Annotated in this window: 26 protein-coding genes; 10 read left to right on the forward strand and 16 right to left on the reverse strand. The window is 70.5% G+C overall.

Going from position 1 to position 25985, the window contains the following annotated elements:
* Positions 1-278 precede the first annotated feature (278 nt).
* Positions 279-1049 (reverse strand): DUF4386 domain-containing protein, encoded by a 771-nt coding sequence (locus AOP78_RS04015; RefSeq protein WP_062201881.1) that lies wholly within the window; start codon positions 1047-1049, stop codon positions 279-281.
* A 56-nt stretch (positions 1050-1105) separates the two neighbouring features.
* The gene (locus AOP78_RS04020; RefSeq protein ID WP_236685289.1) at positions 1106-2146 is read right to left on the reverse strand and encodes an NAD(P)-dependent alcohol dehydrogenase; all 1041 of its coding nucleotides are present in this window, start codon (positions 2144-2146) and stop codon (positions 1106-1108) included.
* Positions 2147-2334: 188 nt separating this feature from the next.
* Between AOP78_RS04020 and AOP78_RS15180 the strand changes: the two genes are divergently transcribed.
* Complete coding sequence (locus AOP78_RS15180; RefSeq protein WP_160297592.1) at positions 2335-2499, forward strand: hypothetical protein; 165 nt, start codon at positions 2335-2337, stop codon at positions 2497-2499.
* 110 nt (positions 2500-2609) lie between these two features.
* Positions 2610-3263 carry a TetR/AcrR family transcriptional regulator gene (locus tag AOP78_RS04025; protein ID WP_062201883.1) on the forward strand — a complete coding sequence of 218 codons (654 nt, stop codon included), beginning with the start codon at positions 2610-2612 and terminating at the stop codon, positions 3261-3263.
* A 10-nt stretch (positions 3264-3273) separates the two neighbouring features.
* Here AOP78_RS04025 and AOP78_RS04030 read toward each other — a convergent pair whose 3' ends face one another.
* From AOP78_RS04030 to AOP78_RS04045, 4 genes are read right to left on the reverse strand one after another with little or no spacing between them, the layout of a single operon-like run.
* Complete coding sequence (locus AOP78_RS04030; protein ID WP_062201885.1) at positions 3274-4341, reverse strand: ABC transporter ATP-binding protein; 1068 nt, start codon at positions 4339-4341, stop codon at positions 3274-3276.
* A complete protein-coding gene (locus AOP78_RS04035; protein ID WP_083979829.1) occupies positions 4338-5213 on the reverse strand; it encodes an ABC transporter permease in 876 nt (291 codons plus the stop codon). The genes AOP78_RS04030 and AOP78_RS04035 overlap by 4 nt, the downstream gene beginning before the upstream one ends.
* Positions 5210-6091 (reverse strand): ABC transporter permease, encoded by an 882-nt coding sequence (locus AOP78_RS04040; protein ID WP_062201888.1) that lies wholly within the window; start codon positions 6089-6091, stop codon positions 5210-5212. Before AOP78_RS04040 ends, AOP78_RS04035 begins: the two co-directional genes overlap by 4 nt.
* The gene (locus tag AOP78_RS04045) at positions 6063-7229 is read right to left on the reverse strand and encodes an ABC transporter substrate-binding protein (RefSeq protein ID WP_062201890.1); all 1167 of its coding nucleotides are present in this window, start codon (positions 7227-7229) and stop codon (positions 6063-6065) included. Before AOP78_RS04045 ends, AOP78_RS04040 begins: the two co-directional genes overlap by 29 nt.
* A 221-nt stretch (positions 7230-7450) precedes the next feature.
* On the opposite strand from AOP78_RS04045, the gene recO reads away from it, so the two are divergent.
* The 3 genes from recO (at position 7451) to AOP78_RS04060 (ending at position 9764) form a co-directional block, all read left to right on the forward strand.
* Positions 7451-8182, forward strand: a complete 732-nt coding sequence (gene recO, locus AOP78_RS04050) for a DNA repair protein RecO (protein WP_062201892.1) — start codon at positions 7451-7453, stop codon at positions 8180-8182.
* A gap of 75 nt (positions 8183-8257) precedes the next feature.
* Positions 8258-8947, forward strand: a complete 690-nt coding sequence (locus AOP78_RS04055) for an HAD family hydrolase (RefSeq protein WP_062201894.1) — start codon at positions 8258-8260, stop codon at positions 8945-8947.
* Positions 8948-9005: 58 nt separating this feature from the next.
* Positions 9006-9764: an isoprenyl transferase gene (locus tag AOP78_RS04060; protein WP_236685291.1), complete on the forward strand. Its 759-nt coding sequence runs from the start codon at positions 9006-9008 to the stop codon at positions 9762-9764.
* Here AOP78_RS04060 and AOP78_RS04065 read toward each other — a convergent pair.
* Genes AOP78_RS04065 through AOP78_RS04085 form a run of 5 tightly spaced genes read right to left on the reverse strand, consistent with a single transcriptional unit; the run spans position 9718 to position 13264 of the window.
* Positions 9718-10245 (reverse strand): DedA family protein, encoded by a 528-nt coding sequence (locus AOP78_RS04065; protein ID WP_062201898.1) that lies wholly within the window; start codon positions 10243-10245, stop codon positions 9718-9720. The two genes, AOP78_RS04060 and AOP78_RS04065, sit on opposite strands and share 47 nt — an antisense overlap.
* Positions 10245-10667 carry a Fur family transcriptional regulator gene (locus AOP78_RS04070; protein ID WP_062201900.1) on the reverse strand — a complete coding sequence of 141 codons (423 nt, stop codon included), beginning with the start codon at positions 10665-10667 and terminating at the stop codon, positions 10245-10247. The genes AOP78_RS04065 and AOP78_RS04070 overlap by 1 nt, the downstream gene beginning before the upstream one ends.
* On the reverse strand, positions 10664-11512 hold the full coding sequence (locus tag AOP78_RS04075) for a metal ABC transporter permease (RefSeq protein WP_062201903.1): 849 nt from the start codon (positions 11510-11512) through the stop codon (positions 10664-10666). Before AOP78_RS04075 ends, AOP78_RS04070 begins: the two co-directional genes overlap by 4 nt.
* Positions 11509-12333, reverse strand: a complete 825-nt coding sequence (locus AOP78_RS04080) for a metal ABC transporter ATP-binding protein (protein ID WP_236685292.1) — start codon at positions 12331-12333, stop codon at positions 11509-11511. The genes AOP78_RS04075 and AOP78_RS04080 overlap by 4 nt, the downstream gene beginning before the upstream one ends.
* Positions 12320-13264 (reverse strand): metal ABC transporter substrate-binding protein, encoded by a 945-nt coding sequence (locus AOP78_RS04085; protein WP_062201904.1) that lies wholly within the window; start codon positions 13262-13264, stop codon positions 12320-12322. The genes AOP78_RS04080 and AOP78_RS04085 overlap by 14 nt, the downstream gene beginning before the upstream one ends.
* A 306-nt stretch (positions 13265-13570) precedes the next feature.
* Between AOP78_RS04085 and AOP78_RS04090 the strand changes: the two genes are divergently transcribed.
* Positions 13571-14956, forward strand: coding sequence for a glycine--tRNA ligase (locus AOP78_RS04090; protein ID WP_062201906.1), 1386 nt, complete (start codon positions 13571-13573; stop codon positions 14954-14956).
* A 4-nt stretch (positions 14957-14960) separates the two neighbouring features.
* Positions 14961-16190 (forward strand): YibE/F family protein, encoded by a 1230-nt coding sequence (locus AOP78_RS04095; RefSeq protein ID WP_062201908.1) that lies wholly within the window; start codon positions 14961-14963, stop codon positions 16188-16190.
* Here AOP78_RS04095 and AOP78_RS04100 read toward each other — a convergent pair.
* On the reverse strand, positions 16171-17505 hold the full coding sequence (locus AOP78_RS04100; protein ID WP_152659399.1) for an oligosaccharide flippase family protein: 1335 nt from the start codon (positions 17503-17505) through the stop codon (positions 16171-16173). The genes AOP78_RS04095 and AOP78_RS04100 overlap by 20 nt on opposite strands.
* Positions 17506-17629: 124 nt before the next feature.
* Between AOP78_RS04100 and AOP78_RS04105 the strand changes: the two genes are divergently transcribed.
* Genes AOP78_RS04105 through AOP78_RS04115 form a run of 3 tightly spaced genes read left to right on the forward strand, consistent with a single transcriptional unit; the run spans position 17630 to position 20604 of the window.
* Positions 17630-18367, forward strand: coding sequence for an HAD family hydrolase (locus AOP78_RS04105; protein ID WP_152659400.1), 738 nt, complete (start codon positions 17630-17632; stop codon positions 18365-18367).
* Positions 18364-19575, forward strand: a complete 1212-nt coding sequence (locus AOP78_RS04110) for a hypothetical protein (protein ID WP_062201915.1) — start codon at positions 18364-18366, stop codon at positions 19573-19575. Before AOP78_RS04105 ends, AOP78_RS04110 begins: the two co-directional genes overlap by 4 nt.
* 36 nt (positions 19576-19611) lie before the next feature.
* Positions 19612-20604 carry a glycosyltransferase family 2 protein gene (locus AOP78_RS04115; RefSeq protein ID WP_062201917.1) on the forward strand — a complete coding sequence of 331 codons (993 nt, stop codon included), beginning with the start codon at positions 19612-19614 and terminating at the stop codon, positions 20602-20604.
* A gap of 61 nt (positions 20605-20665) precedes the next feature.
* On the opposite strand, the gene AOP78_RS04120 is transcribed toward AOP78_RS04115, so the two are convergent.
* From AOP78_RS04120 to AOP78_RS04135, 4 genes are read right to left on the reverse strand one after another with little or no spacing between them, the layout of a single operon-like run.
* The gene (locus AOP78_RS04120; RefSeq protein ID WP_062201919.1) at positions 20666-22840 is read right to left on the reverse strand and encodes a glycoside hydrolase family 16 protein; all 2175 of its coding nucleotides are present in this window, start codon (positions 22838-22840) and stop codon (positions 20666-20668) included.
* Complete coding sequence (locus tag AOP78_RS04125; protein ID WP_062201921.1) at positions 22837-23736, reverse strand: glycosyltransferase family 2 protein; 900 nt, start codon at positions 23734-23736, stop codon at positions 22837-22839. Before AOP78_RS04125 ends, AOP78_RS04120 begins: the two co-directional genes overlap by 4 nt.
* Positions 23733-24785, reverse strand: a complete 1053-nt coding sequence (locus AOP78_RS04130; RefSeq protein ID WP_062201923.1) for a glycosyltransferase family 4 protein — start codon at positions 24783-24785, stop codon at positions 23733-23735. The genes AOP78_RS04125 and AOP78_RS04130 overlap by 4 nt, the downstream gene beginning before the upstream one ends.
* Positions 24782-25876 carry a glycosyltransferase gene (locus AOP78_RS04135; protein ID WP_062201924.1) on the reverse strand — a complete coding sequence of 365 codons (1095 nt, stop codon included), beginning with the start codon at positions 25874-25876 and terminating at the stop codon, positions 24782-24784. Before AOP78_RS04135 ends, AOP78_RS04130 begins: the two co-directional genes overlap by 4 nt.
* Positions 25877-25985 lie beyond the last annotated feature (109 nt).

Raw genomic sequence — 25985 nt, forward strand, 5'->3', positions numbered from 1 at the left:
CCATGGTGGACCCCGGCGCGTCCTCATTTCTGCGTCGCTGCGACCGCTCAGTGGCGTGCCCTCGCTCGCGCCGCTGCTCCTGCGCGCGCTGGCGGGACATGAGCGTCGGATTCGAGAAGGATCCTGCACTCATGTCCCGCTCGGGTACGAAGACGATGGTGTGCCGCTGGGGAGCCTGCCACCGAGGCGCAGAACGCCCCGCCGATCCCCGCAAGGGGACCGACGGGGCGTCGACGTCACGGTCAGGCCGGCACCTCCGGTCAGGCCGGTGGAACGGCTCAGGCCGCGACGAGCTCCGGCTTCCGGCCGGGGAGGATGGCCATCACCCGCGGTGCGCGGACGAGAAGCCAGATCGTGAACCACACCTCGGAGACGATCGACAGCGTCGCGACGATCGCGAGGAACGCGCCTCCGAAGTCGGCGTAGTTGGCGAGCAGCAGGTGGGCGAAGGTGTCGGCGACGTAGGCGACTCCCGCGATCGAGAGCGCGATGCCGAGCGCGCGCCCGAGCCCTGAGGCGAACAGGATGCGTCCGACGACGATCAGGTGCAGGCCGAACGCGACCAGCGCGAGCAGCCACGTGACGTCGAAGGCCTCCATGGCGAGCCCGGTCCAGGCCTCGCGCTGACCGACGTCGAGCCCCGTGAGGACGTCACCGCCGACGGACAGCTGCAGCGCGAGGACCATGAAGGTGATCGAAGGAACGAACGCCACGGTGTAGGCGAGGCGCAGCCAGGCCGCGAGCAGCGAGCGGCGCTCGCCCGTGTGACGCAGGAGCACGTGGAGCGCCCAGGCGATGCCGATATCGATCATGGCGATGACGGTGAATCCCGCGACGCCGAGGCGGAACGTGGTCTCGTTCTCGGCGATGTTGGACATGGTCGCCGCCGGGTCGTCGAAGACGACGAGCTGGTTCCGGACCAGGAAGTTCGCGCCCATGGCGAGCAGCACGATGGCGATGTAGCCGAGGCCGGCGAGTCGCGCGGCGGTGGTGGGGGACAGGGCGTGGGATGACACGGACGATGCGGGGGTGGGCTGGATGGCATTCATGGTGGGGACTCCTGTGGTGTGTGGACGATGCCGGTGGATCGGCGTGGTGAGGACGCTCAGGCGACGTCGCGGACGGTGATGATGGCCTTGCCGGCGACGCGGCCGGCCGCGAGGTCGGTGACCGCGTCCGCCGTCCGCTCGAGCGGGTACGTGCTCGTGGCGGCGGCGTGGACCGCGCCGGACTCGACCAGCATCGCGAGCCGGCCCAGGAGCACGGCGTCGGTCGCCGAGATCATGCCCGTGAGTCGCTGCTTCGTGAACAGCGAGACGAGCGGGGCCACGAGCGAACGGCCGGATCCGCCGATGAGCGAGTCGCCGCCCTCCCCGCCCACGAGCACCAGGGTGCCGGTGGGGGACAGGATCCGACGGAGACGGCCCAGCGAGGTGAGGCTGCCGGCATCGATGATGACGTCGAACTGCTCGTCGAGCTCCGTGACCTCGGTGGTCCGGTAGTCGATGACGCGCTCGGCACCCAGCTCGCGCACCAGCTCGGCCTTGGCCGCGCTCGCGACGCCGGTCACGTGAGCGCCGGCCGCGACAGCGATCTGCACGGCGAACGAGCCGACGCCCCCGGAGGCGCCCAGGATCAGCACGCGCTGGCCGGACTCGACCTTCGCGGTGTCCTCGACCGCCTGCAGGGCGGCGACGGCCGACACGGGCATCGCGCCCGCCTCCGTCATCGAGGTGCGCGCGGGCTTCGCGGCGAGGCGGTCCTCCTTCGCGATCGCGAACTGCGCGTACGAGCCGTCGGCCGTGCCGAAGACCTCGTCGCCGACCACGAAGCGAGTGACGCCCGCGCCGACAGCCGTCACGACGCCCGCGACGTCCGAGCCCATCACAGGCTGCTTGGGGCGGCGCAGGCCGAAGCCGATAGCGCGGATCACGAGCGGGCGGCCGGTGGCGAGGTGCCACACGCCGCGGTCGACGCCCGCGGCGTGAACCTCGACGAGAACCTCGCCCTCGCCGGGTGCCGGCACCGCGACGGTGTCGGTGTGGATCTGCTCGGGGCTGCCGTAGTGGCGCTGGACTGCAGCCTTCATGGAGCGCGCCTTCATGGTGGCGGTGGGCTCAGTGGACGATGCGGTGGTGGCGTTCATGGTTTCCCTCCCCAGGGCTGTCGTGCGTCGTACTTAGTACGTCCGCTGATGGCAACGCTAGGCGTACTTAGTACGACCGTCAAGCGAAACTCCAGAAGAAGTGCATTTGCCAGGCATATTGACCACGTACTTAGTACGATCTAGAGTGACAGACGTACTAAGTACGACCACACACGAGGAGAGGCGCCATGTCCCGCATCGAGTCCCCGATCGCCGCAGGCGAGACCACTGTCAAGAAGGAGTACCCCTGGTATGCGATCCCGGCGATCCTGTCCATGCTCATGCTGAGCTCAGGGGGGATGGTCGCGCTGCTCGGCTACGGCATCGCGATGATGTCGTCCGCGACGTACTGATGTCGCGGGTGGCGGTCGCCCGACACGCGCGTGTCGGGCGCGCCGGTCGCCTCGCCGCATCTGTGACACTTGATCAGCCGTCCCCGCACGGCTCTCGGAAGGAGACCCTCATGGCCGCCGCGCCGCGCCTCGCGCTGACCCAGGAGCGCATCGTCGATGCTGCCATGCGGCTCGCGGACGAAGGCGGCGTCGAGTCGCTCACGATCCGCGCGCTCGCGAATGAGCTGGGCACCAAGCCCATGACGCTCTACACGCACGTCGACGGCAAGGAGGCGGTGCTCGACCTCATGGTGGAGCGCGTCTTCTCCGAGATCGAGGTTCCGCCTGTGAACCTCGACTGGCAGGAGGCCATCCGCGTCCGCTGCCGCTCGGCGCGCGAGGTGCTGGTCCGTCATCCCTGGTCCGTGCCGCTGCTCGAGTCGAGGAGGTCGCCGGGGCCCGAGCTGCTCCGGCATCATGAGGCGATGCTGGCCACGCTCGAGCGCGGAGGGCTCCCACTTCCGCTCATGGCCCACGGATACGCGATCCTCGACAGCTTCGTCTACGGCTTCGCGATCGAGGAGGCGAACCTTCCCGACATGGGCGGTGACGGGCTGTCCGACGTCGCCGCGGAGATCGCGAAGGCCTTCATGACGGGTGAGTACCCCCAGATGGCGAGGCTCGCGATGGATCACGTCGCGCAACCGGGCTACTCGTTCGGTGCGTCCTTCGACGTCGGGCTGGACATGATCCTCGACGGGCTGGAGTCCGCAGCGCAGCGGTAGTGCTCCGCGGCTACCGAGCCTCGACCGCGACCGGATTGCCGGCGAGCGCGATGCCTACCCGCGCCCCGAGCGTGACCTCGTCTGCCGCGTCATGCTGGACGGTGACCTTCGCATCGTCCTCGAGCGTCACGACCGTGCGTCGCATCGACCCGAGGAAGCTGGTGCCGGCGACCGTCGCGGGGACCCCGCCAGGGAGCAGGCGCACGTGCTCGGGGCGCACGTAGGCGGTCACGTCGCCGTCGCGCACGGCGTCGGACGTCACGGGCAGCGCCGTGCCGAGCACGGAGACGATGCCGTTCGCGAGCACGCCCGGGAGGCGGTTGCTCAGCCCCACGAAGTCCGCGACGAACGCCGTGGCAGGACGCGAGTAGAGCTCCTCCGGGCTGCCGATCTGCTCGACCCTGCCCTCGCTCATCACCGCGACGCGATCCGCCATCGCGAGCGCCTCCTCCTGATCGTGGGTCACGAACAGGGTGGTGATTCCCAGCTCGGTCTGGATGCGTCGGATCTGCTCGCGCAGCTCCACACGGACCTTCGCGTCGAGCGCGGAGAGCGGCTCGTCGAGCAGCAGCACCTGAGGCTCGGTGACGAGCGCGCGAGCGAGCGCGACCCGCTGCTGCTGGCCGCCCGAGAGCTGATGTGCGTAGCGGTCCTCCCGGCCCTCGAGCCCGACGAGCGCGAGCATGAGGGAGGCCCTCCTGCGGCGCTCCGAGGCGGCCACCTTCCTCATCTGGAGACCGAACTCGACGTTCTCCACCGCGGTGAGGTGAGGGAACAGCGAGTACGACTGGAACACCATCCCCATGTCCCTGCGGTTGGTCGGCACCGTCGAGACGTCGACGTCGTGCACGATGATCGTCCCCTCGGACACGGATTCGAGACCCGCGAGGGCGCGCAGCGCCGTCGTCTTCCCGCAGCCGGACGGGCCGAGAAGCGCGACGAGCTCGCCGCGTGCCAGGTCGAGTGAGAACCCGTCGAGCGCGCGGACGTCCCCGTACCGTTTGACGATGCCGGACATCCGCACCCAGGGTGCGGCCGCATCGTCCGTGGTCGCGGGGGCGGGAGCGGAGAGGGTCATCGATTACTCCTTGCGGTGGCGGCGCCGACCCTGCCGATCACGAGCAGCAGGCCCAGGGCCAGCGCGAGCGACAGGAGGACGACGATGTAGGCGACGTACGGGTCCTGCTTCTGCACCAGGACGATCGCGGTCTGTAGATTGGTGCGGCTCAGCAGCGAGGCGACGGTGAACTCGCCGAGCACCACCGCGACGGAGATGAACGATGCGGCGAGGACTCCACGCCGCAGGTTCGGCAGCAGCACGCGAAGCAGCACCGTGGGCCATGACGCGCCGAGCGTGCGCGCGGCCTCTGACAGGGTCGGCACGTCGATCGCCGAGAGGTTCGACTGGAGTGCGCGGTACGCGTAGGGAAGACAGAGGATCACGTACGCGAACGCGAGCGTCCACGAGCCGGACCCGAAGATCCGGGCGACCACGGAGTACACGGGCGCGAGCCCCACGACCATCGCGACCGCGGGGATCGTGAGGGGGAGGAGGCACACGAACTCGAGCGCCTTCTCCCATCGCGGCAGGCGCAGCCGCACCAGGATCATCGTGGGCAGCAGCAGCGCGAGCATGAGCGCGACGGTCACTGCCGCGAGGACGAGCGAGCTGCTGATGCCGTCCCACAGGGGGCCGCCCGCGTCGACCTCGCCGCTGAGGAGCTCGGCCCAATGACGGAACGTGATGCCGCCCTCGAGGCCTCCCTTGATGGTGAAGTGGAAGAGCGCGACCAGGGGCAGGCCCAGGAACACGGCCCCCAGCATCAGGATCGTCCACCGCGTGACGGGACTCGGCGCGATGCGTGCCGGCGTGCGCAGGCGTGCTTCGGCACCAGGACGGGCCGGCGGCGGCGACGTCCGGACAGGGGGTCGGTCGGTGCGCACGCTCATCGACGCCACCTCGAGGCGCGGCGATCGAGCGCCGCATACAGGGCCATGACGGCCGCCATGATGGCGATCATCGCGAGCGCGAGCGCTCCCGCGAGGTTCGCGTGACCCAGCACCGTCTCCGAGGAGAGGGCGGCACGGATCTGCAGCGGGATGATCTGCGAGCCCTGGCTGATGAGCGCGGCGGCCGTGCCGTAGGCGGAGAACGCGTTCGCGAACAGCAGGAGCGCTGCACCGATGAGGCTCGGCGCGAGCACGGGAAGTCCGACGCGACGCCAGTACGTCGCCCGACCGCCACCGAGGATCGCGTTCGCCTCGGCCCACTCGGGGCGGAGCGCGTCGAGCGCGGGCAGGAAGACGATCACCATGAGCGGCAGCTGGAACGCCACGTACGGGGCGATGAGCCCCGGCATCTCGTAGATCCACGCGCCCGAGGCGTACAGGTCGAACCCGAAGGTGTCCTGAAGCCAGACTGTGACGAGCCCGCTGAGGCCGAAGGCCGCGATGTACGCGAACGCGAGCGGAACTCCTGCGAACTGTGCGAGCACGCCGCTCGCCGCGTCCACGAAGGTGCGAAGCCGACTCTCCGGGCCCACGCCGATGAGGGCGTAGCAGATCGCCGCGCCTCCGATCGTTCCCAGCGCGGCCGTGAGCGCCGCGAGCCAGACCGAGTTGCCGAGGGTCTTGAGGATCACCGGGTCGCCGAGCGCGATGAGGTTGTCGGCCGTGAGGTGGCCGTCCGCATCGTAGAGGCCGCTGCCGACGGCGAGCACGGTGGGGACGGCGAGGAAGAGGAAGGTGAACGCCCCGAAGGGGAGCAGCCCGAGGGCCGCTCCCCTCCGAGGGTGCGCATCAGCTGACAGCGGCGGCCCACTTGTCACCGAGCAGCGTCGCCGCGGCGTCGCTCTGCTCCGCGGTGGGCACGAAGGTCTCGGCAGGGACCTCCGGCAGCGCGTCCCACAGGTCCTGGTCGAGAGTGCCGGCCTCGGACATCGCCTCCGCGCGCACGGGGCGGGCGCCACCCGCGAGCCACAGGTTCTGGACCTCGTCGGAGTACAGGAACTCCTCCCACAGGCGAGCGGCGGCCGGGTGCGGCGCGTCGACGTTCACGGCCTGGTTGTAGTACGACGCGTAGCCGAAGTCGGGCAGCACCACGATCTCCCAGTTGCGCTCGCCCTCCATGGCGGCCTTGTTCGCGGCCTGGAGGTAGTCCCAGTCGAAGTCGACGGGGACCTCGCCCGACGCGATGAGCGCCGAGGTCACGTCCACCTGGAGGAAGTTGCCCGCGGCGCTCAGCTCCTCGAAGAAGTCGACCCCCGACTGGAAGTCGTCGAGCGATCCGCCGTTCTGGAGGGTCGCGAGGCCGACCGCGGCGAAGGCCGCACCGGCCTGCGTCGGGTCACCGTTGATCGCCACCGAGCCCTTGTACGCCTCGCCGAGCAGATCCTCGAGGGAGGTCACGGCGGGCACGGCATCGGGGTCGTAGCCGACAGCCATGTAGCCGCCGTAGTCGCCCACGTACAGGCCGGTGGACTCCTTGAGGCTGTCGTCGATGTCGTCCCAGCCGGCGACCTGGTAGGGCGCGAACTGGTCGAGGCTCGACAGCGCGACCGCGAGGCCGAGGTCGAAGACGTCGGGCGCGGTGTCCTGGCCAGCGAGGTCCTCGGCGGCAGCGATCTCATCCGCGGACGACCCGTCGGGCTGGGCCTCGTTGACCGTGATCTCGGGGTACTTCTCCTTGAACGCGTCGATGATCTCGCCGTAGTTCGCCCAGTCGTGGGGAAGGGCGATGACGTTGAGCTCGCCCTCGGCGATCGCCGCGGCCTCGAGCTCCTCCATGGAGCCGAAGTCGGCGAGCGAGGTCGCGGTGGCGGCGTCGACGCCCCCCGCTGCCTCCGCGCTGCCCGACGCCGACGAGCCGTCGGTGGCGTCGGCGTCGCCGGAGCACCCGGCGAGGGCGAGGACGGCGAGCGACGCCGCCCCGATGATGAAGTGCTTGCGTGCCATGGTCTCCTCCATGTCCGATGCGCGGCGGGCGGTTCGGGCCGTCGCGCAGGAGGAGACGTGAGTTCCCCCTGGTCAGGGACCGTAGGGCGGCTGAGTGACGTTCAGGTGTCCGAATTGTGTGCCTTTCATGGCGCTTGAGTGTGGAGTCGGTTGCCAGATCGTGAACAGATGGTGGCGCGGTGGCTCGAGCGTCGGTGCGGCGGCCTGTCAGCCGCGCGAGGGACAATGGGGCCGTGCCCCTCTACCGTGACGACGCCATCGTCCTGCGCACCCACAAGCTGGGTGAGGCGGACCGCATCGTCACGATGCTGACCCGGCACCACGGCAAGGTGCGTGCCGTCGCCAAGGGGGTGCGGCGGACGTCGTCCCGGCTGGGCGCCCGGGTGGAGCCGTTCATGCTCGTCGACGTCCAGCTCTACGAGGGGCGCAACCTCGACATCGTGAGCCAGGTGGAGACGCGTGAGCCCTACGCGCGCCGCATCGCCGAGGACTACTCGCTGTACACCGCCGCGACCGCGATGGTGGAGACCGCGGACAAGCTCGTCGACCATGAGAGGGAGCCCGCGTACCCCCAGTACCGGCTGCTGCACGGCGCGCTCGGTGCCCTGAGCCGCCGCGAGCACGACGCGGGGCTCGTGCTCGACTCGTTCCTCCTGCGCTCGCTCGCGATCGCGGGCTACGCCCCGAGCTTCGACGACTGCGCCTCGTGCGGCGCGCCGGGGCCGCACAGGGCCTTCGCGATCGCCGAGGGCGGAGCGGTGTGCGAGGACTGCCGGCCCTCCGGCTCGGCCGCGCCCTCGCCCGAGACGTTCACCCTGCTCTCCTCCCTGCTCGAGGGGGAGTGGGTGGTCGCGGACGCGTCGGAGGACCGCGCTCGCCGCGACGCCGCGGGCCTGATCGCCGCATACGCGCAGTACCACCTCGAACGCAAGGTCCGCTCGCTGGGCCTGGTCGACCGGGCCTGACCCGCATCGTCCCTGTCCCTGATCGATCGCCTCTAGTCTGGACGCGTTGTCCGCTCACCTGCCAGGGAGGTCCCGATGCGACCCACCGTGATCTTCGACTTCGACGGCACGCTCGCGCTCGGCGACGGACCGATCGAGGCCTACGCGAGAGGCGTGGCCGAGGCCGCACGCGTGCCCGAGATCGCGGATGCGGGCCTCGAGGCGCTCGCGCGATTCGCCGCGGGCGAGAGCGAGGCGATCGACGGGTACGACGCCGTGCGGGCGGCCGCGGTCGCGCTCGGCGCCGACGACGAGGCGTTGTCGGCCGGATACCTGGCCAGTCGCAGAGTCCTGGCCACGGACGATGCGCCCATCTCCGCCCCCGCGGGCCTCGCCGACCTCCTCGCTCGCCTGAGCGAGCACGCGGAGCTCGTCCTCGTCACCAACTCACCCGACATCCGCATCGACGAGGCGCTCGAGGCGCTCGGCGCGACCGCCATCACCAGGAAGGTGTGCTCGGCGCGCAAGCCCGCAGGGCTCGCCGCCGTGGTCGAGGACGCGCTGGCCACGGGCCCGGTGCTCAGCGTCGGCGACATCTACGTCAACGACCTCGAGCCCGCGGCCGCGCGTGGCGCCGCGACCGCGCTCGTGGGCTCCACCTGGAAGAAGTGGGCAGCCGTCGTGACCATGGCGGCGGCGACCCTGCCCGAGCTCTACGCCCGCATCGAGGCGTGGGTCGCGGGCGAGTCGACGGGCGTCGCCACCTCGCGCGGCTCGCAGGAGTAGGCGCCCCCCCGCATCGTCCCTGCCCCCGCATCGTCCGCGCGCCAGTAGGCTGACGCAGGTGAGTCCGACGAAGCCCTTCCCCCACGCAGGCGGAGCGACGCCGCCGGACCTGCCCAAGGACGCCGTGCCGAAGCACGTGGCCGTCGTCATGGACGGCAACGGCCGCTGGGCCAAGGAGCGCGGCCTTCCGCGCACCGAGGGGCACACCAGGGGAGAGGCGTCGCTGCTGGACGTGGTCGCGGGCGCGATCGAGGTCGGCGTCGAGCACATCAGCGCCTACGCGTTCAGCACGGAGAACTGGAAGCGCAGCCCCGACGAGGTCCGCTTCCTCATGGGCTTCAACCGCGACGTGATCCGTCGCCGCCGCGATGAGATGCACTCGTGGGGCGTGCGCGTGCGCTGGGCCGGCCGGCGTCCGCGCCTGTGGAAGTCGGTCATCACCGAGCTCGAGAAGGCCGAGGAGCTCACGAAGGACAACACGGTCCTCACCCTCACGATGTGCGTGAACTACGGGGGCCGCGCGGAGATCGCCGATGCGGCCAAGGAGATCGCTCGCAAGGTCGCCAGGGGAGAGCTCAACCCCGAGAAGATCACCGAGGCGACGCTCGCCGCGCACCTGGACGAGCCGGACATGCCCGACGTGGACCTGTTCTGGCGGTCCTCCGGCGAGCAGCGGTCGAGCAACTTCCTGCCGTGGCAGGCCGCCTACGCCGAGTACGTGTTCTCCGACGTGCTGTGGCCCGACGTGGACCGCACGCACCTGTGGGCGGCTATCGAGGAGTACGCGCGTCGGAACCGGCGCTTCGGCGCTGCATAGCCTTGCGCAGCGAGGTCAGCCCCCATGCGACGGCGACGACGCCCACGACGACCCCCACGCCGAGCAGCGGCGAGCGCGCGAACGCGCTCATGAGGCTCAGCCCGAGGAACGAGTAGACGACCGCCCACGCGACGCAGCCGGGGATCATCGCGGCCGTGTAGAGGTCCCAGCGCATGCGCGTGTAGCCGGCCGCGGCGTTCACCATCGTCTGGAACCCGATCGTGAGGAACGACAGCGGCACTCCAACGAAGCCCCAGCGGTCCAGGAAGCGCTGCGCGCGCTCCCACGAGGGACCCGACAGGTGGCTCGCGAAGCGCGCGCGGCGACCGTGGACCTCGTCGTGAGCGGCGACCTCGGCCCCCCTGCGCACCCAGCGGCCAGCCCAGTACGTCGCCTGCGCGCGCAGCAGGACCACGCAGAAGAGGAACAGGAAGAGCCCGAGCCAGGGGCCGTCGGAGACGAACGACGGCACTCCCGCCATCAGCCGCTCGCCTTCGCGCCGCTAACCTTCGTGCAGTCCGCGCAGACGCCGATGAGCTCGACCGTGTGGTCGACATCGGTGTAGCCGTGCTGCGCCGCGATCCGGTTCGTCACCGACTCCAGGTCGGGGATGTCGATGTCGACGGCCGCCCCGCAGTTGCGGCAGCGAAGGTGGTGGTGATGCACCTCGGGCTGCTCGCAGCGGCGGTACAGGGTCTCCCCGGAGGCGGTCACGACGGTGTCGACGTCGCCCGACTCCGCGAAGTGCTGGAGGCTCCGGTACACCGTCGCGAGACCGATCGAGGCGCCGTCGTGACGCAGATGATCGTGCCAGTCCTGCGCCGAGCGGAAGCCGCCGCCGTCCAGTGCGTCGAGGATGGCCTGGCGCTGGCGAGTCATGCGGGGGCGGGTGACCTCGGTCATGCGGGGGTCCTCCGGAGGCGGGTCAGTGAGGTGATCAGGCCCACGGCGGCGTAGAGCACGACGCCGAGGACGACGATCAGCGCGCCGGGGCTGAGGTCGTAGAAGAGGGTGATCCACACGCCCGTGAGCGTGAGCACCGTGCCGATGGCCATCGCGAGACGCATCGTGCGCGAGAACGAGCGGGTGATCTGCTGGGCGATCGCCACAGGCAGGATCATGAGCGCGCTCACGAGCAGCACGCCGACCACGCGCATCGACACCGTGATGGTGACCGCGGCGAGGACCGCCACGACCATGTTGAGCGCGTTCACCGGCAGTCCCGTCGACTGGGCGAACTCCTGATCGTGCGTGACCGAGAACAGCGCGCTGCGCAGCCCGATGCCGATGATCAGGATGACGGAGCCCATGCCGACCGTCCACCACACGTCGGCCCACGTCACCGTCGAGATCGAGCCGAAGAGGTAGCCGAGCAGGTTGGCGTTCGAGCCTCCCGCGAGCGAGATGAGCAGCACGCCGCTCGCGATGCCGCCGTAGAAGAGGACGGCCATGACGATGTCGGCGGCGGCTCCCTTGGAGCGCAGCCGCTCGATCGTGACCGCGCCTGCCACCGCGAAGATCACCGCGCCGGGGATCGCCCACGCGTCCTGCTTCGCGAGCCCTGCGGCGGAGCCGGCGAGCCAGCCCGCCGCGACACCGGCGAGGGCCACGTGGCCGATGCCGTCGCCGAGCAGCGCCATGCGGCGCTGCACGAGGTACGTGCCGACGACCGGCGCGGTGATGCCGACGAGGAGCCCGACGAGCAGGATGCGCTGGACCAGGGGATCGGTGAGGAGCTCGATGATCATGCGCCCGGCACCTCCATCGAGATCGTGGGGTCGTCCCGGCGCTGGTCGTCGTGCGGATGGTCGTGATCGTGACCCGGCAGCGCGTGAACGCCCATGTCCTTCGGCGGCGGGCCGTCGTAGGTGACGCAGCCCGCGTCGAGCACCACGGCGCGATCGATGTGGCGGGCGACGGCGCCGAGCTCGTGAAGGACGACGACGATCGCGACGCCGTGCGCCTTGAGGTGACCGAGCGTGTGCGCGAACTGCACCTGGGAGCTCAGGTCCACGCCCGCCATCGGCTCGTCGAGGATCATGAGGTCCGGCTTGCGGACGAGCGCCCGCGCGATGAGGATGCGCTGCTGCTGCCCGCCGGAGAGTCGCGAGACGTCGCGTCCGGCGAGGTCCTCGACGCCGACCTCGCGCAGGGCCTCCTTCGCGAGGGCCTTGGCGTTCCTGGGCGGAAGCAGGCCGCCGAGGCGTCCTCGGCGTGAGGCGGTGCCGGAGCCGAGCAGTCCCGAGATGACCACCTCGCCGGCGGTCGCGGAGACTCCGCCGCCAACCGAGATGCGCTGGGGTACGTAGCCCAGGCGAGCGCGGCTCCTAGCGTCCGCGGGCTGGCCGAAGATCGAGATCGTGCCTCCCGACGCTGGGATCGCGCCGACGACCGTGCGGACGAAGGTCGACTTGCCGGAGCCGTTGCCGCCGAGCAGTGCGACCACCTCGCCGGCGTGCGCCTGCATCGAGACGCCGTGCAGGATCTCGTTGCCCTGAAGGGACACGTGAACCCCCGCCGCGTCGAGCGCGGCGGGGGTGTCGGTGCTGATGAGGTCAGGAGCAGCCAAGCGCGGACCTCAGGGTCTCGAGGTTGGTGTTCATGACATCAATGTAGTCCTCGCCGTCCGCCACGGTCTCGATCGGGCTGAGGACGGTCGTGGTGACGCCGGCATCGTCCGCGAGGGACTTCGCGACGTTCGCCGAGACCGCGTCCTCGGTGAAGACCGTGGTCGTGCCCGTCTCCTCGACGAGGTCGCGCAGCTCGCGCAGACGAGCGGGCGACGGCTCGGTCTCGGGGTCGATCCCCGCGATCGACTCCTGCGTCAGGCCGTAGGCGGCTGCGAGATAGGCGAAGGCGGAGTGGCTCGTGACGATCGTGGTGCGCTCGCACTGCGCGAGGCCCTCCGTGTAGTCGGCGTCGAGCTGCTCGAGCTCGGCATCCAGCGACTCTGCGTTCGCGGTGTACGTGTCGGCGTTGTCGGGGTCGATCTCGGCGAACGCGTCCGCGACGGCGTCCGCGTACTCGGCGAGGAGCGTCGGGTCGAGCCAGAAGTGCGGGTCCACGTCGCCGTGGGCGTGGTCCTCATCCTCGTCCTCGTCGGCGTGCTCCTCGTCGGTCTCGTCCGATGCCTCCATGAGCGTGACGACGTCCGCGACGTCGAGACCGGTCACGCCGGTCGAGTCGATCGCGTCGTCAACGGCGGCCTGGAAGTCATGGAGGTAGAGCACCAGGCCCGCCTTGCTGAGGCTCCGCACGGTGGCGGGGGACAGCTCGAGGTCGTGCGGCTCGACGCCGGGCTGCGCGAGCGGCAGGACATCGATGAGGTCGCCGCCCACCTGCTCGGCCACGAACTGGAGTGGGTAGAAGGACGCGGCGATGATGGGCAGGTCCGAGTCGGACGATGCGTTCGCCGAGGCGCTGGTCGAGGTCGAGCAGGCGCTGAGCAGCAGCGCCGAGGAGGCGACGGCGGCGAGCGCGGCGGAGGAACGGGTCTTCATGGTGTCCAATCTATGGAGGGTGATAATCATTGTCAAACTGGAGCGCCTGCCCGTGCCACCGCATCGTCCTTGCGCCGCACGTCTTGCACACAGTTCGCCCGGCACGCGGCGTGTCGCCGGGGTGACACGCCGCGTGCATTGTCATGTGTGTGGGGCACGTGCGGCGGGGGCTGCCGGGGGAGGACAGCGACGATGCGACGGTCGCCCGAGCGGTCGGGTGACCACCGCATCGTCCGCGCCATCGCATCGTCCGCGCGCCGATAGACTGACGCGAGCACAGGACCCCACCCTCCGAGGAGCACCACCGTGGCCGCACCCAGCCGTCTCGACAACGTCATCTCGCTCGCGAAGCGCCGCGGCTTCGTCTTCCCCTGCAGCGAGATCTACGGCGGTACCAGGTCGGCGTGGGACTACGGGCCCCTCGGCGTGGAGCTCAAGGAGAACATCAAGCGTCAGTGGTGGCGCTCGATGGTCACGAGCCGCGACGACATCGTCGGCCTCGACTCGTCCGTCATCCTCGCGCCCCAGGTGTGGGAGGCCTCGGGCCACATCAAGGCCTTCGTCGACCCCCTCGTCGAGTGCCTGTCCTGCCACAAGCGCTACCGCGAGGACCACCTCCTCGAGGAGTTCGAGGAGAAGAAGGGTCGTGCCCCCGAGGGCGGCCTCGCCGAGATCGCGTGCGCGAACTGCGGCACCCGCGGCCAGTTCACCGAGCCGAAGATGTTCAACGGACTGCTTCGCACCTACCTGGGCGCCGCCTCCGATGAGTCCGGCCTTCACTACCTGCGCCCCGAGACCGCGCAGGGCATCTTCGTGAACTTCGAGAACGTCATGCGCGCCTCGCGCCAGAAGCCTCCGTTCGGCATCGCGCAGGTCGGCAAGTCGTTCCGCAACGAGATCACGCCCGGAAACTTCATCTTCCGCACGCGCGAGTTCGAGCAGATGGAGATGGAGTTCTTCGTCGTGCCCGGCACGGACGAGGAGTGGCACCAGAACTGGATCGACACGCGTCACGCCTGGTACACCGACCTCGGCATCTCGGCCGACAACCTGCGCCTCTTCGAGCACCCGCAGGAGAAGCTCTCGCACTACTCGAAGCGCACGGTCGACATCGAGTACCGCTTCGGCTTCCAGGGCTCCGAGTGGGGCGAGCTCGAGGGCATCGCGAACCGCACCGACTTCGACCTCACGACCCACTCCGAGCACTCCGGCAAGGACCTGTCCTACCTGGACCCGGCCACCAACGAGCGTTTCATCCCCTACGTCATCGAGCCCGCCGCTGGCCTGTCGCGCTCCCTCATGGCCTTCCTGGTCGAGGCCTACGAGGAGGAGCAGGTGCCCACCGCCAAGGGCGGCACCGAGACCCGCACCGTCCTGCGGCTCGACAAGCGCCTCGCGCCCGTCAAGGCCGCCGTGCTCCCGCTGTCCAAGTCCGAGGAGCTCGTCCCGACCGCGCAGGCGCTCGCGAACGAGCTGCGCGCCCACTGGAACATCGAGCTCGACGTCACCCAGTCCATCGGCAAGCGCTACCGCCGCCAGGACGAGGTCGGCACGCCGTTCTGCATCACCGTCGACTTCGACACGAAGGACGACCAGGCCGTCACCATCCGCGACCGCGACACCATGCAGCAGGAGCGCGTCGCGCTCAGCAAGGTGTCGGAGTACCTCGCGCCCAGGCTGCTCGGAGCCTGACCGCATGGGCGCCGGTCACGCGCACGTCGGCGCCGATGAGCATCCGCCGCGCGCGAGCGAGCGCGCCTCGATCGTGCTCGGCTCCGCCGTCGCGGCGGTGCTGTTCCTCACGCTCGTCGGCGCGATGGTCGTGTGGCCGAGCACGTGGAGCATGCTGGGCTCGATGCAGACCCTCGAGGAAGGGTCGAGCTGGGTCACGGGCGAGGTCACGACCGAGAACGACGACGGCACGTGGAACCTCATCGTCCAGGGCGAGGAGGACGCCGGCGAGCAGGTGATGGCCGATACCGGTGACCCCACGGTCGAGGTCCACACGGGCGACGTCATCCGAGCGCTCCAGCTCGAGGACGGCACGCTGGTGTTCTCGGACTTCGAGCGGACCGCGCCGATGCTCCTGCTGTTCATCGTCTACGTGGCGCTCGTCCTGATCGTCGCCAGGTGGCGAGGGCTCGGCTCCCTGCTGGGGCTCGCCCTCGCGTTCGGCATCATCATCTTCTTCACCGCGCCCGCGCTGCTCGACGGCGGGAACCCGCTGATCGTGGGCCTCGTGACGGGGGCGGGTGCGCTGTTCGTGCTGCTGTACCTCGCGCACGGGGTCAACGCCCGCACCACGACCGCGTACCTCGGCACGCTCGCAGGCCTGTCGGTGACCGCCGCCCTCGCGTGGTGGGCCGTCACCGCTTCGAAGCTCACCGGCATCTGGAGCGACACAGGCGTCCACCTGGAGTTCTGGAACAGGGGCGTCTCCCTGCAGGGGCTCGTGCTGTGCGGCATCATCCTCGCCGGCCTGGGCGTGCTGAACGACGTGACGATCACCCAGGCGTCCGCGGTGTGGGAGCTGCGCGCCGCTCGTCCCGACATGGGCCGACGCGAGCTCTTCACGCGGGGCATGCGGATCGGTCGGGACCACATCGCGTCCACCGTCTACACGATCGCCTTCGCGTACGTCGGTGCCGCGCTGCCGACCATCCTCTTCGTGTCCATGTACCAGCAGAGCGTCGGCCTCACGCTCACGAGCGCCGACATCGCCGAGGAGATCGTGCGCACGCTCGTCGGCTCGATCGGCCTGGTGCTCGCGGTGCCGCTCACGACGCTCATCGGCGCGGCCGTCGTCGGCCGGGACGCGGTGGTCGTGGACGATGCGGTGGCCGAGGAGTCGTCCGCTGTGGACGATGCCGCGGTTGCGGACGATGCGGTGGCGGGGGAGGACCCGGTCAGCGGCCCAGGCGCTTGAGGACCACCCGCGTCGACTGCATTCCCAGGTCCCACAGGCGTCGAACGTCGGACCACGTGATCGCGACGAACCGCGACGCCGGAACCTCCATGACCCGGCTGGCCGTCGCGATCATGAACGTGCTCATGACGACGTTGCCGATGACGCTGGTCCATGCCGCGCCCCACACTCCGAGGTGAGGGACCAGCAGCAGGAACGCACCGAGGTAGACGACCAGCGTGACCAGCAGGCCGAGGCTCCGCAAGGAGGGTCGGCCGAACGAGCTGAGCCCGCCCGCGGCCATGAGGCCGGGCACGCAGATGCACGCGGACGCGAGCAGCAGGATCGTCGGGCCGAGCGCGCCCGCGAAGTCCGAGCCGAACAGCGGGGCGAGCCACCACGGGAGCGTGACCGCGATCGCGACCGAGCCGGCGATCGCAAGCAGCGTCGTGAGGCGTGCTGTGTCGGTGACGCGCGAGGCGTTCTGGTCCCGGGACCCGACGCCGAACAAGGCTCCCTGCACGGCGAGGGCGACGATCAGCGGCAGGTCGGAGATCGTCGTCGCCACCGTGTACAGGCCCAGGTCGTAGGCGGTCGACAGCGGAACCATCAGCAGCGGCGCGAGGCGTGACAGCGTCATCGAGGCGACGGAGCCCCACCACACGCGCAGCCCGTAGCCGAACACGGGTCTCATGGACCGCGACTCGAGGCCGGGCTTGTCCCTGTCGAGCGGCGGTCTGCGCGTGACGACCAGATAGACCACGCCGGCGGCGATCGGCAGCGCGATGTTCACGACGACGGCCGAGAAGACCGTGAGCGTGCCTGTCCAGAACAGCGCGCAGAACAGCACCACGCGCCCGAGCGTGAGGATCACGCGCTCGATCGCGATGTACTTCCACAGCTGTCTACCCACCGCGGCGCCGCGGAGCACGCCGACCACGAGGGCGGGGACCGTGGAGGCGCTCGCGATCAGGATCAGCCGGGACAGCTCGGCGTCGTCGGAGGACAGCAGCGGAAGCAGAAGCGCCGTCACGCCGATCGAGACGATCCCGAGGACGATCGTCGCCGCAGAGGACCAGGCCGTCGCCCTGCGCGTGAGGCTGGGCCAGCGCGCCAGGTGGAAGGTGAGCGAGTCAGGCAGTCCGAGCGTCGCGAGGTTGAGCATGAGCGCCGAGGGGGCGAGGGCCGCGGCGAGGATGCCGCGTCCCTCGGCGCCGAGTCCCTGCGCGAGGATCGGCGCGGTGACGAGGCCCGCCGCCGGCACCAGGAAGCTGGTGGCGGTCATGAGAACTGCTGCGCGGCGGAAGCCGGGCTCGCGCGTTTCGACGGCGGTCACGCGACCCACAGTAGGGCGATTTGGGGCGCTTGCGACAGTTATTCACAATTCGTAGCCAACGCCCGGGGTGCCCGGATACGATGAAAACGGAAACAGGGGGCATATCCACCATGCGGAGGCGGGCTTGAGTGTAGAGGTGTTGAGGGGTGCGGTCTCCGCCCCCACCACGACGGTTCTCTCTCTCGACATCTTCGACACGGTCGTCCTGCGCGATGGCACCACCCAGGTGTTCCGGTTCGTGGAGGCCGCGGAGCTGGCCGCCGAGCGCCTTGGCGTGGACCCCGCGCCTCTCACGGCGATGCGGCTGCTGTCGCACGACAACGCGTATCGGGCCATCCAGATGGAGCGGCCCGGCGCGGATGCCCGCTTCTCGGCGTTGTGCGAGGCGGCGACCGCGCCGCTCGGACTCGGAGCGCACGGCGCGGCGGTCCTCGCGGAGTGCGAGCTCGAGGCTGACATCGCGCGGCTCAAGCCGAATCCTCGTGCGCTCGCGATGATCGCGGAGGCCCGTGAGCGCGGGATGCGGGTGATCGCAGTGAGCGACACCTGGTACTCGGCCGGCGACGTGGAGCGGCTGCTGCTCTCGGTGCTTGGCGAGCAGCCTTTCGACGCGATCTACACGAGCTCGGATGTGGGCGCCTCGAAGCACGGCGGGGGGATCTTCGACCGCGTGGCGGTGCTCGAGGGTCGGGAGTCGCTCGAGTTCATCCACGTCGGCGACACGCTCGACGCGGACCTCGAGAACCCCTCCGCGGCCGGGTGGGGTGCGGCCCACGTGCCGCGCTCGCGCTGGCACGATCTCGTGCGGCTGTCCTGGAAGATCCGCACTCTTCCGATGCAGGCGAGGGTGGGCCACTCGTGACCGCGCGCAGCCCCGAGGACTTCGGGCGGGCCGTGGTCGGCCCCGTCGTCGCGGAGTTCTGCCTGCGCCTGTGGAACCTCGCGCGACTGATCGACGAGCCGGGCGACACCACGATGCTGTTCTGCGCGCGCGGCGGCCTGCCGATGCTCGCCGCGTACGAGCGCTTCCTGGTGTCGACGGGACTCGAGTCGCCGGTCCGCGCCGTGCCGCTGATGACCTCGCGGCTGACCGCCACCCGCCCGGCCCTGGCTCCCGCCCTGCGAGGCGATGCGCCGTTCGCCCCCGCAGGCGCCGCGACGCTCTTCTACGAGTTCAGCAAGTCGACCAACGCGCAGACGGTGAAGGCGCTCTCGGGCTTCGAGCTCGACGCCTCCGTGCCGGGCGCCCACGACCTGACCACGCCCGAGTCGCTGCTCAACGTGCTCGTGCGTGATGAGGCGCTCGAGGCCCGTGCCGAGATCCTGCGTCAGTCGGACAGGTTCGACGCGCACCTGCGCGGCGCCGCCGGGGGCGCCAACCACGTCATGCTCGTCGACACGGGGCTGCACGGCACCACCGGGCTGCTCGTGGCGGAGGGCTTTCCCGACCTTCGCGTCTCGTCCGCGCTGATCGCGCGGATTCATCGTCCGCTCCGGGGCGCGCCCGACGTGCCGACCCACGGGCTGCTCGAGCACTCGAACGGCTACTCGCCGCTGAGGAGGCGCAGCGTTCTGCTGCGCTACTGGCACTTCGTCGAGTGGCTCTTCGAGCCGGAGCTTCCGAGCGTGCGCCGCTTCGACGACATCGATGGCGCGATCGTGTCCAACCTCGAGCAGATCAAGGGGTGGCAGGAGAAGGCGCTTCCGGCGAAGGGGTCGATCCTCGCCGGAGCCTTCGCCTACCTCGAGCGTGACCTCAAGGGTGCCACCGCGGAGCGCGTGCTCACCGACGCGCCCCACGCTTGGCGTGAGCTGTCCCGCGCGATCGTGTGGCCCACGGCGGACGATGCGCGGGTCCTCGACGTCGGCACGCGCTCCCATGACTTCGGGCGCGAGGGCACCTGGACCGCGCGGCAGTGGCAAGGGCCGGTCGCGGCGCTCAAGGGCTCCGTGATGTGGAGGGAGGGCGAGATCGCGCGCGCGAGCACCCCGCTCCGGCTGCCGTTGCTCGCCGCCATCGAGCTCGGGTACGGGGCCCGGCCCGTGCTCAGGAAGGTTCGACGCGCCTGATCGTCGGATCGGCGCGGTGTGAGGGAGGGGACCGTCATGAAGCGACTCAGCGTCGTGATGCCGAACTACAACTACGGCCGCTACATCGAGGCCGCTATCGACAGCGCGCTCGCGATCGACTGGCCCGACGTCGAGGTGATCGTGGTCGACGACGGGTCGACCGACGACTCTCGCGCACGGATCGAGGCCTACGGCGACCGGATCACCGCGATCTTCCAGGAGAACGCGGGTCCCCGGGAAGCCTGCAACGCGGGCTTCGCGGCCTCGACCGGAGACGCGGTCGTGTTCCTTGACTCGGATGACGTGCTCGAGCCGACCATCGCGCGTGCGTGCGCCGACGTGTGGGGGCCCGAGGTCAGCAAGGTGCAGTTCCCCATGATCCGCATCGACAAGGACGGCACCCCCACGGGCACGAGCTTCCCGACCTTCGACAAGGTCCCCAGTCCCGAGGACGTGCGCAGGTGGATGCGAGTCACGGCCGCCTATCCGACGCCGCCCGGCTCAGGCAACGTCTACGCTCGAGCCTTCCTCGACAGGCTCTTCCCCCTCGATGGCCGGTGCGGCGACTCCACGGATTCATCGGTGCTCGCCGCGGCCCCCTACCTGGGTGACGTCGTGACGGTTCAGGAGCCGCAGGCAAGGTACCGCCAGCACGGCGACAACCGCAGCCACGTGCTCGTGGACTACTCCCGCTTCACCAGGCACCTGACACGGGCCGTCCAGCGGCACCGCTACGCGATCGAGATCTCGGGGCAGGAGAGCGACGGGATCGCGCCGCTGTTCCGCGGAAGGCATCTGCTGCAGCTGAGGGTGTCGGGTCGCAGGATGCGCCCTGAGGATCACCCGATCCCCGGCGACTCGGCGCTGCGGATGCTCGGCGACGCGCTCGCCTCTCCATTCCAGCCGGGGCCCGAGAGCGCGAGATACCGCGTGATGGTCTCGGCGTGGTCGGTCGCGACGCTCGTGTCGCCGAAGCCCGTGGCGGAGCGGTTGATCGAGCGACGCTTCCGTCAGCCGGTCGCGGGCTGACGCCGTCGCGGGCTGTCGCCGCCGCTCCGCACAGGACGGCGCCCGCGCGTGTTCTCCGCGCTCAGCTGTAGACCCGCACCCAGTCGACGTACATCTCGACGTGCTTCCCCGTGGTGCTCAGGTCCACGGGCCAGCCTCCGCCGGACGCGAGGTTGAGCAGGAAGTAGTAGGGGAGCGTGTCGCGGTCCAGGCGTGACTTGGACGCGACGAGCGTGCCGTCGATGTACATGTCGGCGCCGTCCGGGTGGATGAGCACTCCGTAGGTGTGCCAGCGCAGCGCCCAGTCGCCCTCACCGTTGTCGTCGAAGCATGACTCGCCGATCGCCTGGGTGTCGGATGCCCAGTTGTGGATCGTGTGGCAGCTTCCCCGAGGGTTGTGGCCGTAGAGCTCGACCGCGTCGACCTCGCCGGCGCCCTCGTCGGACTTCCGGACGCTCTCGGTGTCGAGCATCCAGAACGCGCTCCAGGTGCCGAGTCCTGCCGGCGCGAGGATCCGCGCCTCGAAGTACCCGTACTGCGCGGCGAAGCCCGATGAGCCGACGCGCGCGGAGGAGACGATGCCGCCGAGGTCGTCGCGGCCCCACCCGAACGGGTCCTCCCGGTCCCCGAGGTCCGTGAGGGTGATCCGCAGGTAGTCGTCGTCGAGCGTCGTGAGGGTGTCGGTGCCCCATGCAGGGTCGGCGAAGACCGAGTCGGAGAACTCGGAGGCGCCCGAGGATGTGGGCTTCGTGGCGGCGTACGCTGTGCCGGCGCCGAGCCTCGAGACCGACAGGGGCGAGGTGAAGTCGTCCTCGTATTGGAGCGTCATGCCCGCGGGTGCGTATCCGTCGTCCTCGGCGGTGATGCCCGAGGTGTTGTCGAGCTGCACGTACAACGGGGTGTCGGAGCCGTCGCTATCGACTGCGATCGCCATCGGGCCTTGGAGCAGGCCCGTCATGTCGATGGACAGGGTCGCGGTGCCGTCGTCCCCGACCTGGGCCGTGCCGACCGCCACGAGCTCGGACGTCTCGGGAGACCAGGCGGTCGCTGTGAGCGTCGCTCCCGGGTCGGCGGCGACGACGATGGTCGCGCTGTCCCCGACGCTGGATCCGACGGCGGGGCACACGAGCGCGGGCGCGGATCCGGATGAGGAGCCGACCGGCTCGGTGGAGGAGTCGCAGGACGATGCGGCAGTCGAGGCAGACTCCTCGGTCCCGGCCAGCGGCCACGTCGGAGGCGTGGTGCCGGGCGCGTAGGCGCGCAGCTCGCCGAGCTCGGCGCCCGCGCCCTCGGCGACGAACCGCACCCAGGTCACCGTCCGTGTCGTGAAGGCGAGGGTGGTCGGTCCGTCCTCGGCCGCGGTCACCCCGCTGACGACGATCGTGCTGCCGTCGCTGAACTCGAGCGTGCCGTGGAGGGGTCCGTCCGCCCCCGGGACCCCCAGGATCTGAACGCTCGAGACCGGGGTCGGGGAATCCCATGCGAGACCAGCCCAGGGGTCCGTCTCGGTGGTGCTCCAGGCGTCGCCGCCGTCTCCGGCGGCGATGTCGCCGTCGACCAGGGACGATGCGGGACCTGCCGTGTCGTCGGAGACGACAGGGTGCGGGTCGATCGACGAGAGGTCCGCGCCCGAGTCGTCGAAGGCGATGGCCCTGAGCGCGACGGTGTCGGCGCCCTCGCCGCCGTCGACGAACTGGACCTGCGCGGTGGTCGTGCTGCGAGGCTCGATGTCCATGGAGACGTTCCCGCGGGAATCGGGGGTGACCCATACCGTGGAGCCGTCCTCGAACGTGATGACCGCCGCCGTGTAGGCGTGGCTCGGCCCGCCCGCGCCGTCGAGGCGGACGTGGCTGACGGTGACCGCGGACGGCCAGGTGACGGTGAGCGCGGTTCCGCGGGCGCCGTCGGTCGACTGCCATGTGACGTCTCCAGCGTGCCAGTCGGAGGTGTCGGCCGTGACTCCATCCTCGATCGAGGGCGCCGCGAGGGCGGTCGGTTCCGCGATGTCCGCCGCGGCGGTGAGCAGGTCCTGGGCGTCCGTGCCCGCCGCGGAGGACGAGGCCTCGACCTGCACGGCTCGCGGGCCACCTCGCAGGAACGACGAGTCCTGCGCGAGCAGCAGCGTCGCCGCGGCCAGCGCGAGCGCGACCACCGCGAGAGTGCGGCGGTTCCTGCGTCGACGCGGGCCCTCACCGCGGTCGTCGACCCCCCGAGCATCGTCCGGCGTCGCCGAGCGACTCGCGGGGGAGTCGATCACAGAGAGGTGATCCGTTCGGGCGTGATGCGGCCCCCGAGCGCGTCCCCCAGGGCCATGCGGTTGCCCTTGAGCCGTTCGCGCCGCCACTCAGCGGCGGGGCCGCGGACCGACTGCACCACATTCTTGGCGGTCGGACGGAAGATCTCCCAGGCCGCGAGCCACAGCGGGAAGCTTCCCGAACGGTGCAGGTAGATCGGGTTCATCATCTGCGAGTACCCGAGCCGCACGTGGTTCGTGCGACCACCTGACGCGGCGCCCCGATGCACGATGACGCAGTCCTCGACGTGCGCGATGCCGCCTGAGCGCAGGAGGCGCCTGGCGAAGTCGTGATCCTCGAGCCACGAGTACAGCGGCAGCCGTCCGTCGAAACGGATGTCCGGAACCTTCGCGCGATGGAATGCGAAGTTCGCGCCGAACAGGGTGCGGCCGGGCTCGAACCCGCCCGTGAGGGGCTCGGGCTCCGACTCGATGACGAGCCTGTCGGCTTCCTCAAGCGGCACCTCGCCGTAGGTCTTGCTTGCCGCGCCGTCGAGCAGCACGCGGCCGGTGAGCCCGACGAAGTCGGGGTGGTCCCGGAAGAAGGCGAGCGCCTGCTCGACGTAGTCGCGGCGCACGATCGCGTCGTCGTCGAAGAACAGCACGACGTCCGCGCCGTCGCCCAGCGCGTCGAGCCCGGCGTTGCGCTGCGCGGCGAGGCCCTTCGTGCCGGTGACGACGGTCCAGGCGGGGTTGAGCCCAGCCGGCAGGCTGTCCTCGTTCGGCACCGAGACGATGCGGGCGACCGGAGTGACGGTCTGCTCCATGAGCCGCGAGGCGATGTCGTCGAGCAGCTGCGGGCGGCCCGCGGAGGCCAGGATGATCGCCGCGGTGAGCGGCCGTGAGTCGGAGGTCGTCATCGGTTCCTCGCCACCTCGGTGCAGATCTCCGCGACCGCTCTCGCGGACGCGTTCCAGTCGAATCGGTCCAGGTCGATCGAGATCGCGGGGGCCCGCCCCTCGATCGCGGCGGTCAGCCCCGCCGCGATGGACTCGGCGGAGGACGGGTCGACGTACACGGCGCCGTCCTCGCAGATCCAGCGGAAGACGTCCAGGTCGGAGACGACGAGCGAGCCGGCGCCGGCCGCGGCGGCCTCCACGAGCGGGAGCCCGAAGCCCTCCGCCATGGAGGGGAAGACGACGGCGCGCGCCCCAGCGTAGAGCGCTCGCAGGTCGTCGTCCGTCACGTAGCCCGCGTCGACGGTGCCTTTCGGCCAGGCGATGCTCTCTCCCTGGTAGATCGCCGCTCCACCGCCGACGACGACGAGGGGGAAGCGGCTTCGCGTCTCCTCCGGGAGCAGTCCGTACGCGTGGGCGAGCCGGGGCAGGTTCTTGCGTGGGTCCTTGCTGCCGACCGTGAGCAGGTAGCCGTCCTCACGCAGACCGCGCGACTCGAGCGCGCCCGTGGCTGCGGCGTCGGCCGCGCTCGGCGACGACCTGAAGACGTCGCTCGGCGCGTTGGGTGCGACGACCACCTTCCCGGCGAACCTGCCCCGCACCGCCTCAGCGGTGGGCTCGCTCACCGCGACCACGGCGGACGCGGTGCGCAGCTGCGCACGCAGCGTCGGCGCGTGGGTGAGGACGTACTTGCGGGAGAACCACTCGGGGTTCGTGAGCACGAACAGGTCGTGCACCACAAGCACCTGACGACGCGCGAAAGGCGAGCGTGCCGTGAGCGAGACCACCACCGAGCCGCTCGCCAGGGAGGGGAGGCGGAGCATCGTCCATGCCCACTCCTTGACGGCGGAGCCGAGCCAGCCGCCCTGGGGCGCGTGCTCGCCGAACCCGTGGTCCCGCACGAGACGATCCGCGATCTCGATCGCGTACCGCTGCTGGCCCGTCACCCGCTGGGGTCGGAACGCCCCGTTGACGACGAGGGAGCGCGTGTCCGTCACGGTCGGCGCTGTCATGCTCCCACCCACTCGCGGATCTCGTCGGCGAAGCGGGACTGCGAGAACGATCGCGCGTGGGCGCGACGGGACTCGACCGAGGTCGCCATGGCCGTTCGGACAGCCTCGGCGATAGCGCCAGGCGACTCGAACTGCGTGAGCGCACCGGTGACCCCGGGCACCACGGACTCGGCGGTGCCACCCACATCGCGCGCCACGACGGGCGCGCCCGCGGCCATCGCCTCGACGGGCATGATCCCGAAGTCCTCGACCGCAGGGAACACGTAGACCGCCGCGCGGGCGAACAGCGACCACAGGAGCGGGCTCGACGGCGACAGGACGAACGTGACCGGCACGCTCGCGTCCTGCGCGATCTGCTGAAGGTGCGGAAGCTCGGGGCCGTTGCCCGCGAGCACGACCGGCATCCCGCACGCCTCGCCGGCCTGGATGACGACGTCGAGCTCCTTGTAGGGGATGAACCGCGAGGCGCCGAGGATGAAGGTCTCGGGAAGCGAGGCGAGCACAGCAGACTCGTCCTCATCGAGGGTCTGCGCCCAGTCCTGAGACTGGATCCTCTCCACGTCCACCGGCGGGTGGATCACCTCGGCGTCGGTGCCCCACGTGTCGGCGATGCGCTGGCGCACGAACTCGCTGTTCGCCGCGAACTGCGCGCCCTCGGCGGCGCGCCGCCGGTCGGGTCCCTTGAGGGCCGCCGCCACCATCCGTGCTGCGCGGCCGGACCCCCGCTTGTCGAGCTCGGGAGTCCAGACGTAGCGCGCGGGGGTGTGGACGTAGACGTAGCGCGGCAGGCTCGGCCTGCCGAAGTTGACGTGGTGCGCGAAGGCGTGCGAGCTGATGAGCGCCCAGTCGTACTCCGGGCCTCGCTGGGTGCGCCACGCGAGCGGCATCAGCGGAAGCGCGGCCGCCTTCGAGCGGCGCAAGGGCGTGCGAGCGAGCCACGTCTGCCGCAGGCGATCCGACTCGAAACGCCCCTTGGAGTCGTCCCAGAGGCACAGCATGTCCGCCTCCGGATAGATGCGCCCCATCGCCTCGAAGACGTTCTCGCTGCCCCCCGCAGGTGCGAGCCACTCGTGTACCAGAACCCCGCCCATGCCACCCCCCGGCGCTGTGGCGAGAGCGCATCGTCGGGTGCGGGCGCGATGTCGCCTGCCTAGCCGACGAAGCCCCTGCGCCCCATTGGATGAATCGGATGATTCAGGG

The sequence above is a fragment of the Demequina salsinemoris genome (genome assembly GCF_000974805.1).
In the GTDB taxonomy this organism is placed as follows: domain Bacteria; phylum Actinomycetota; class Actinomycetes; order Actinomycetales; family Demequinaceae; genus Demequina; species Demequina salsinemoris.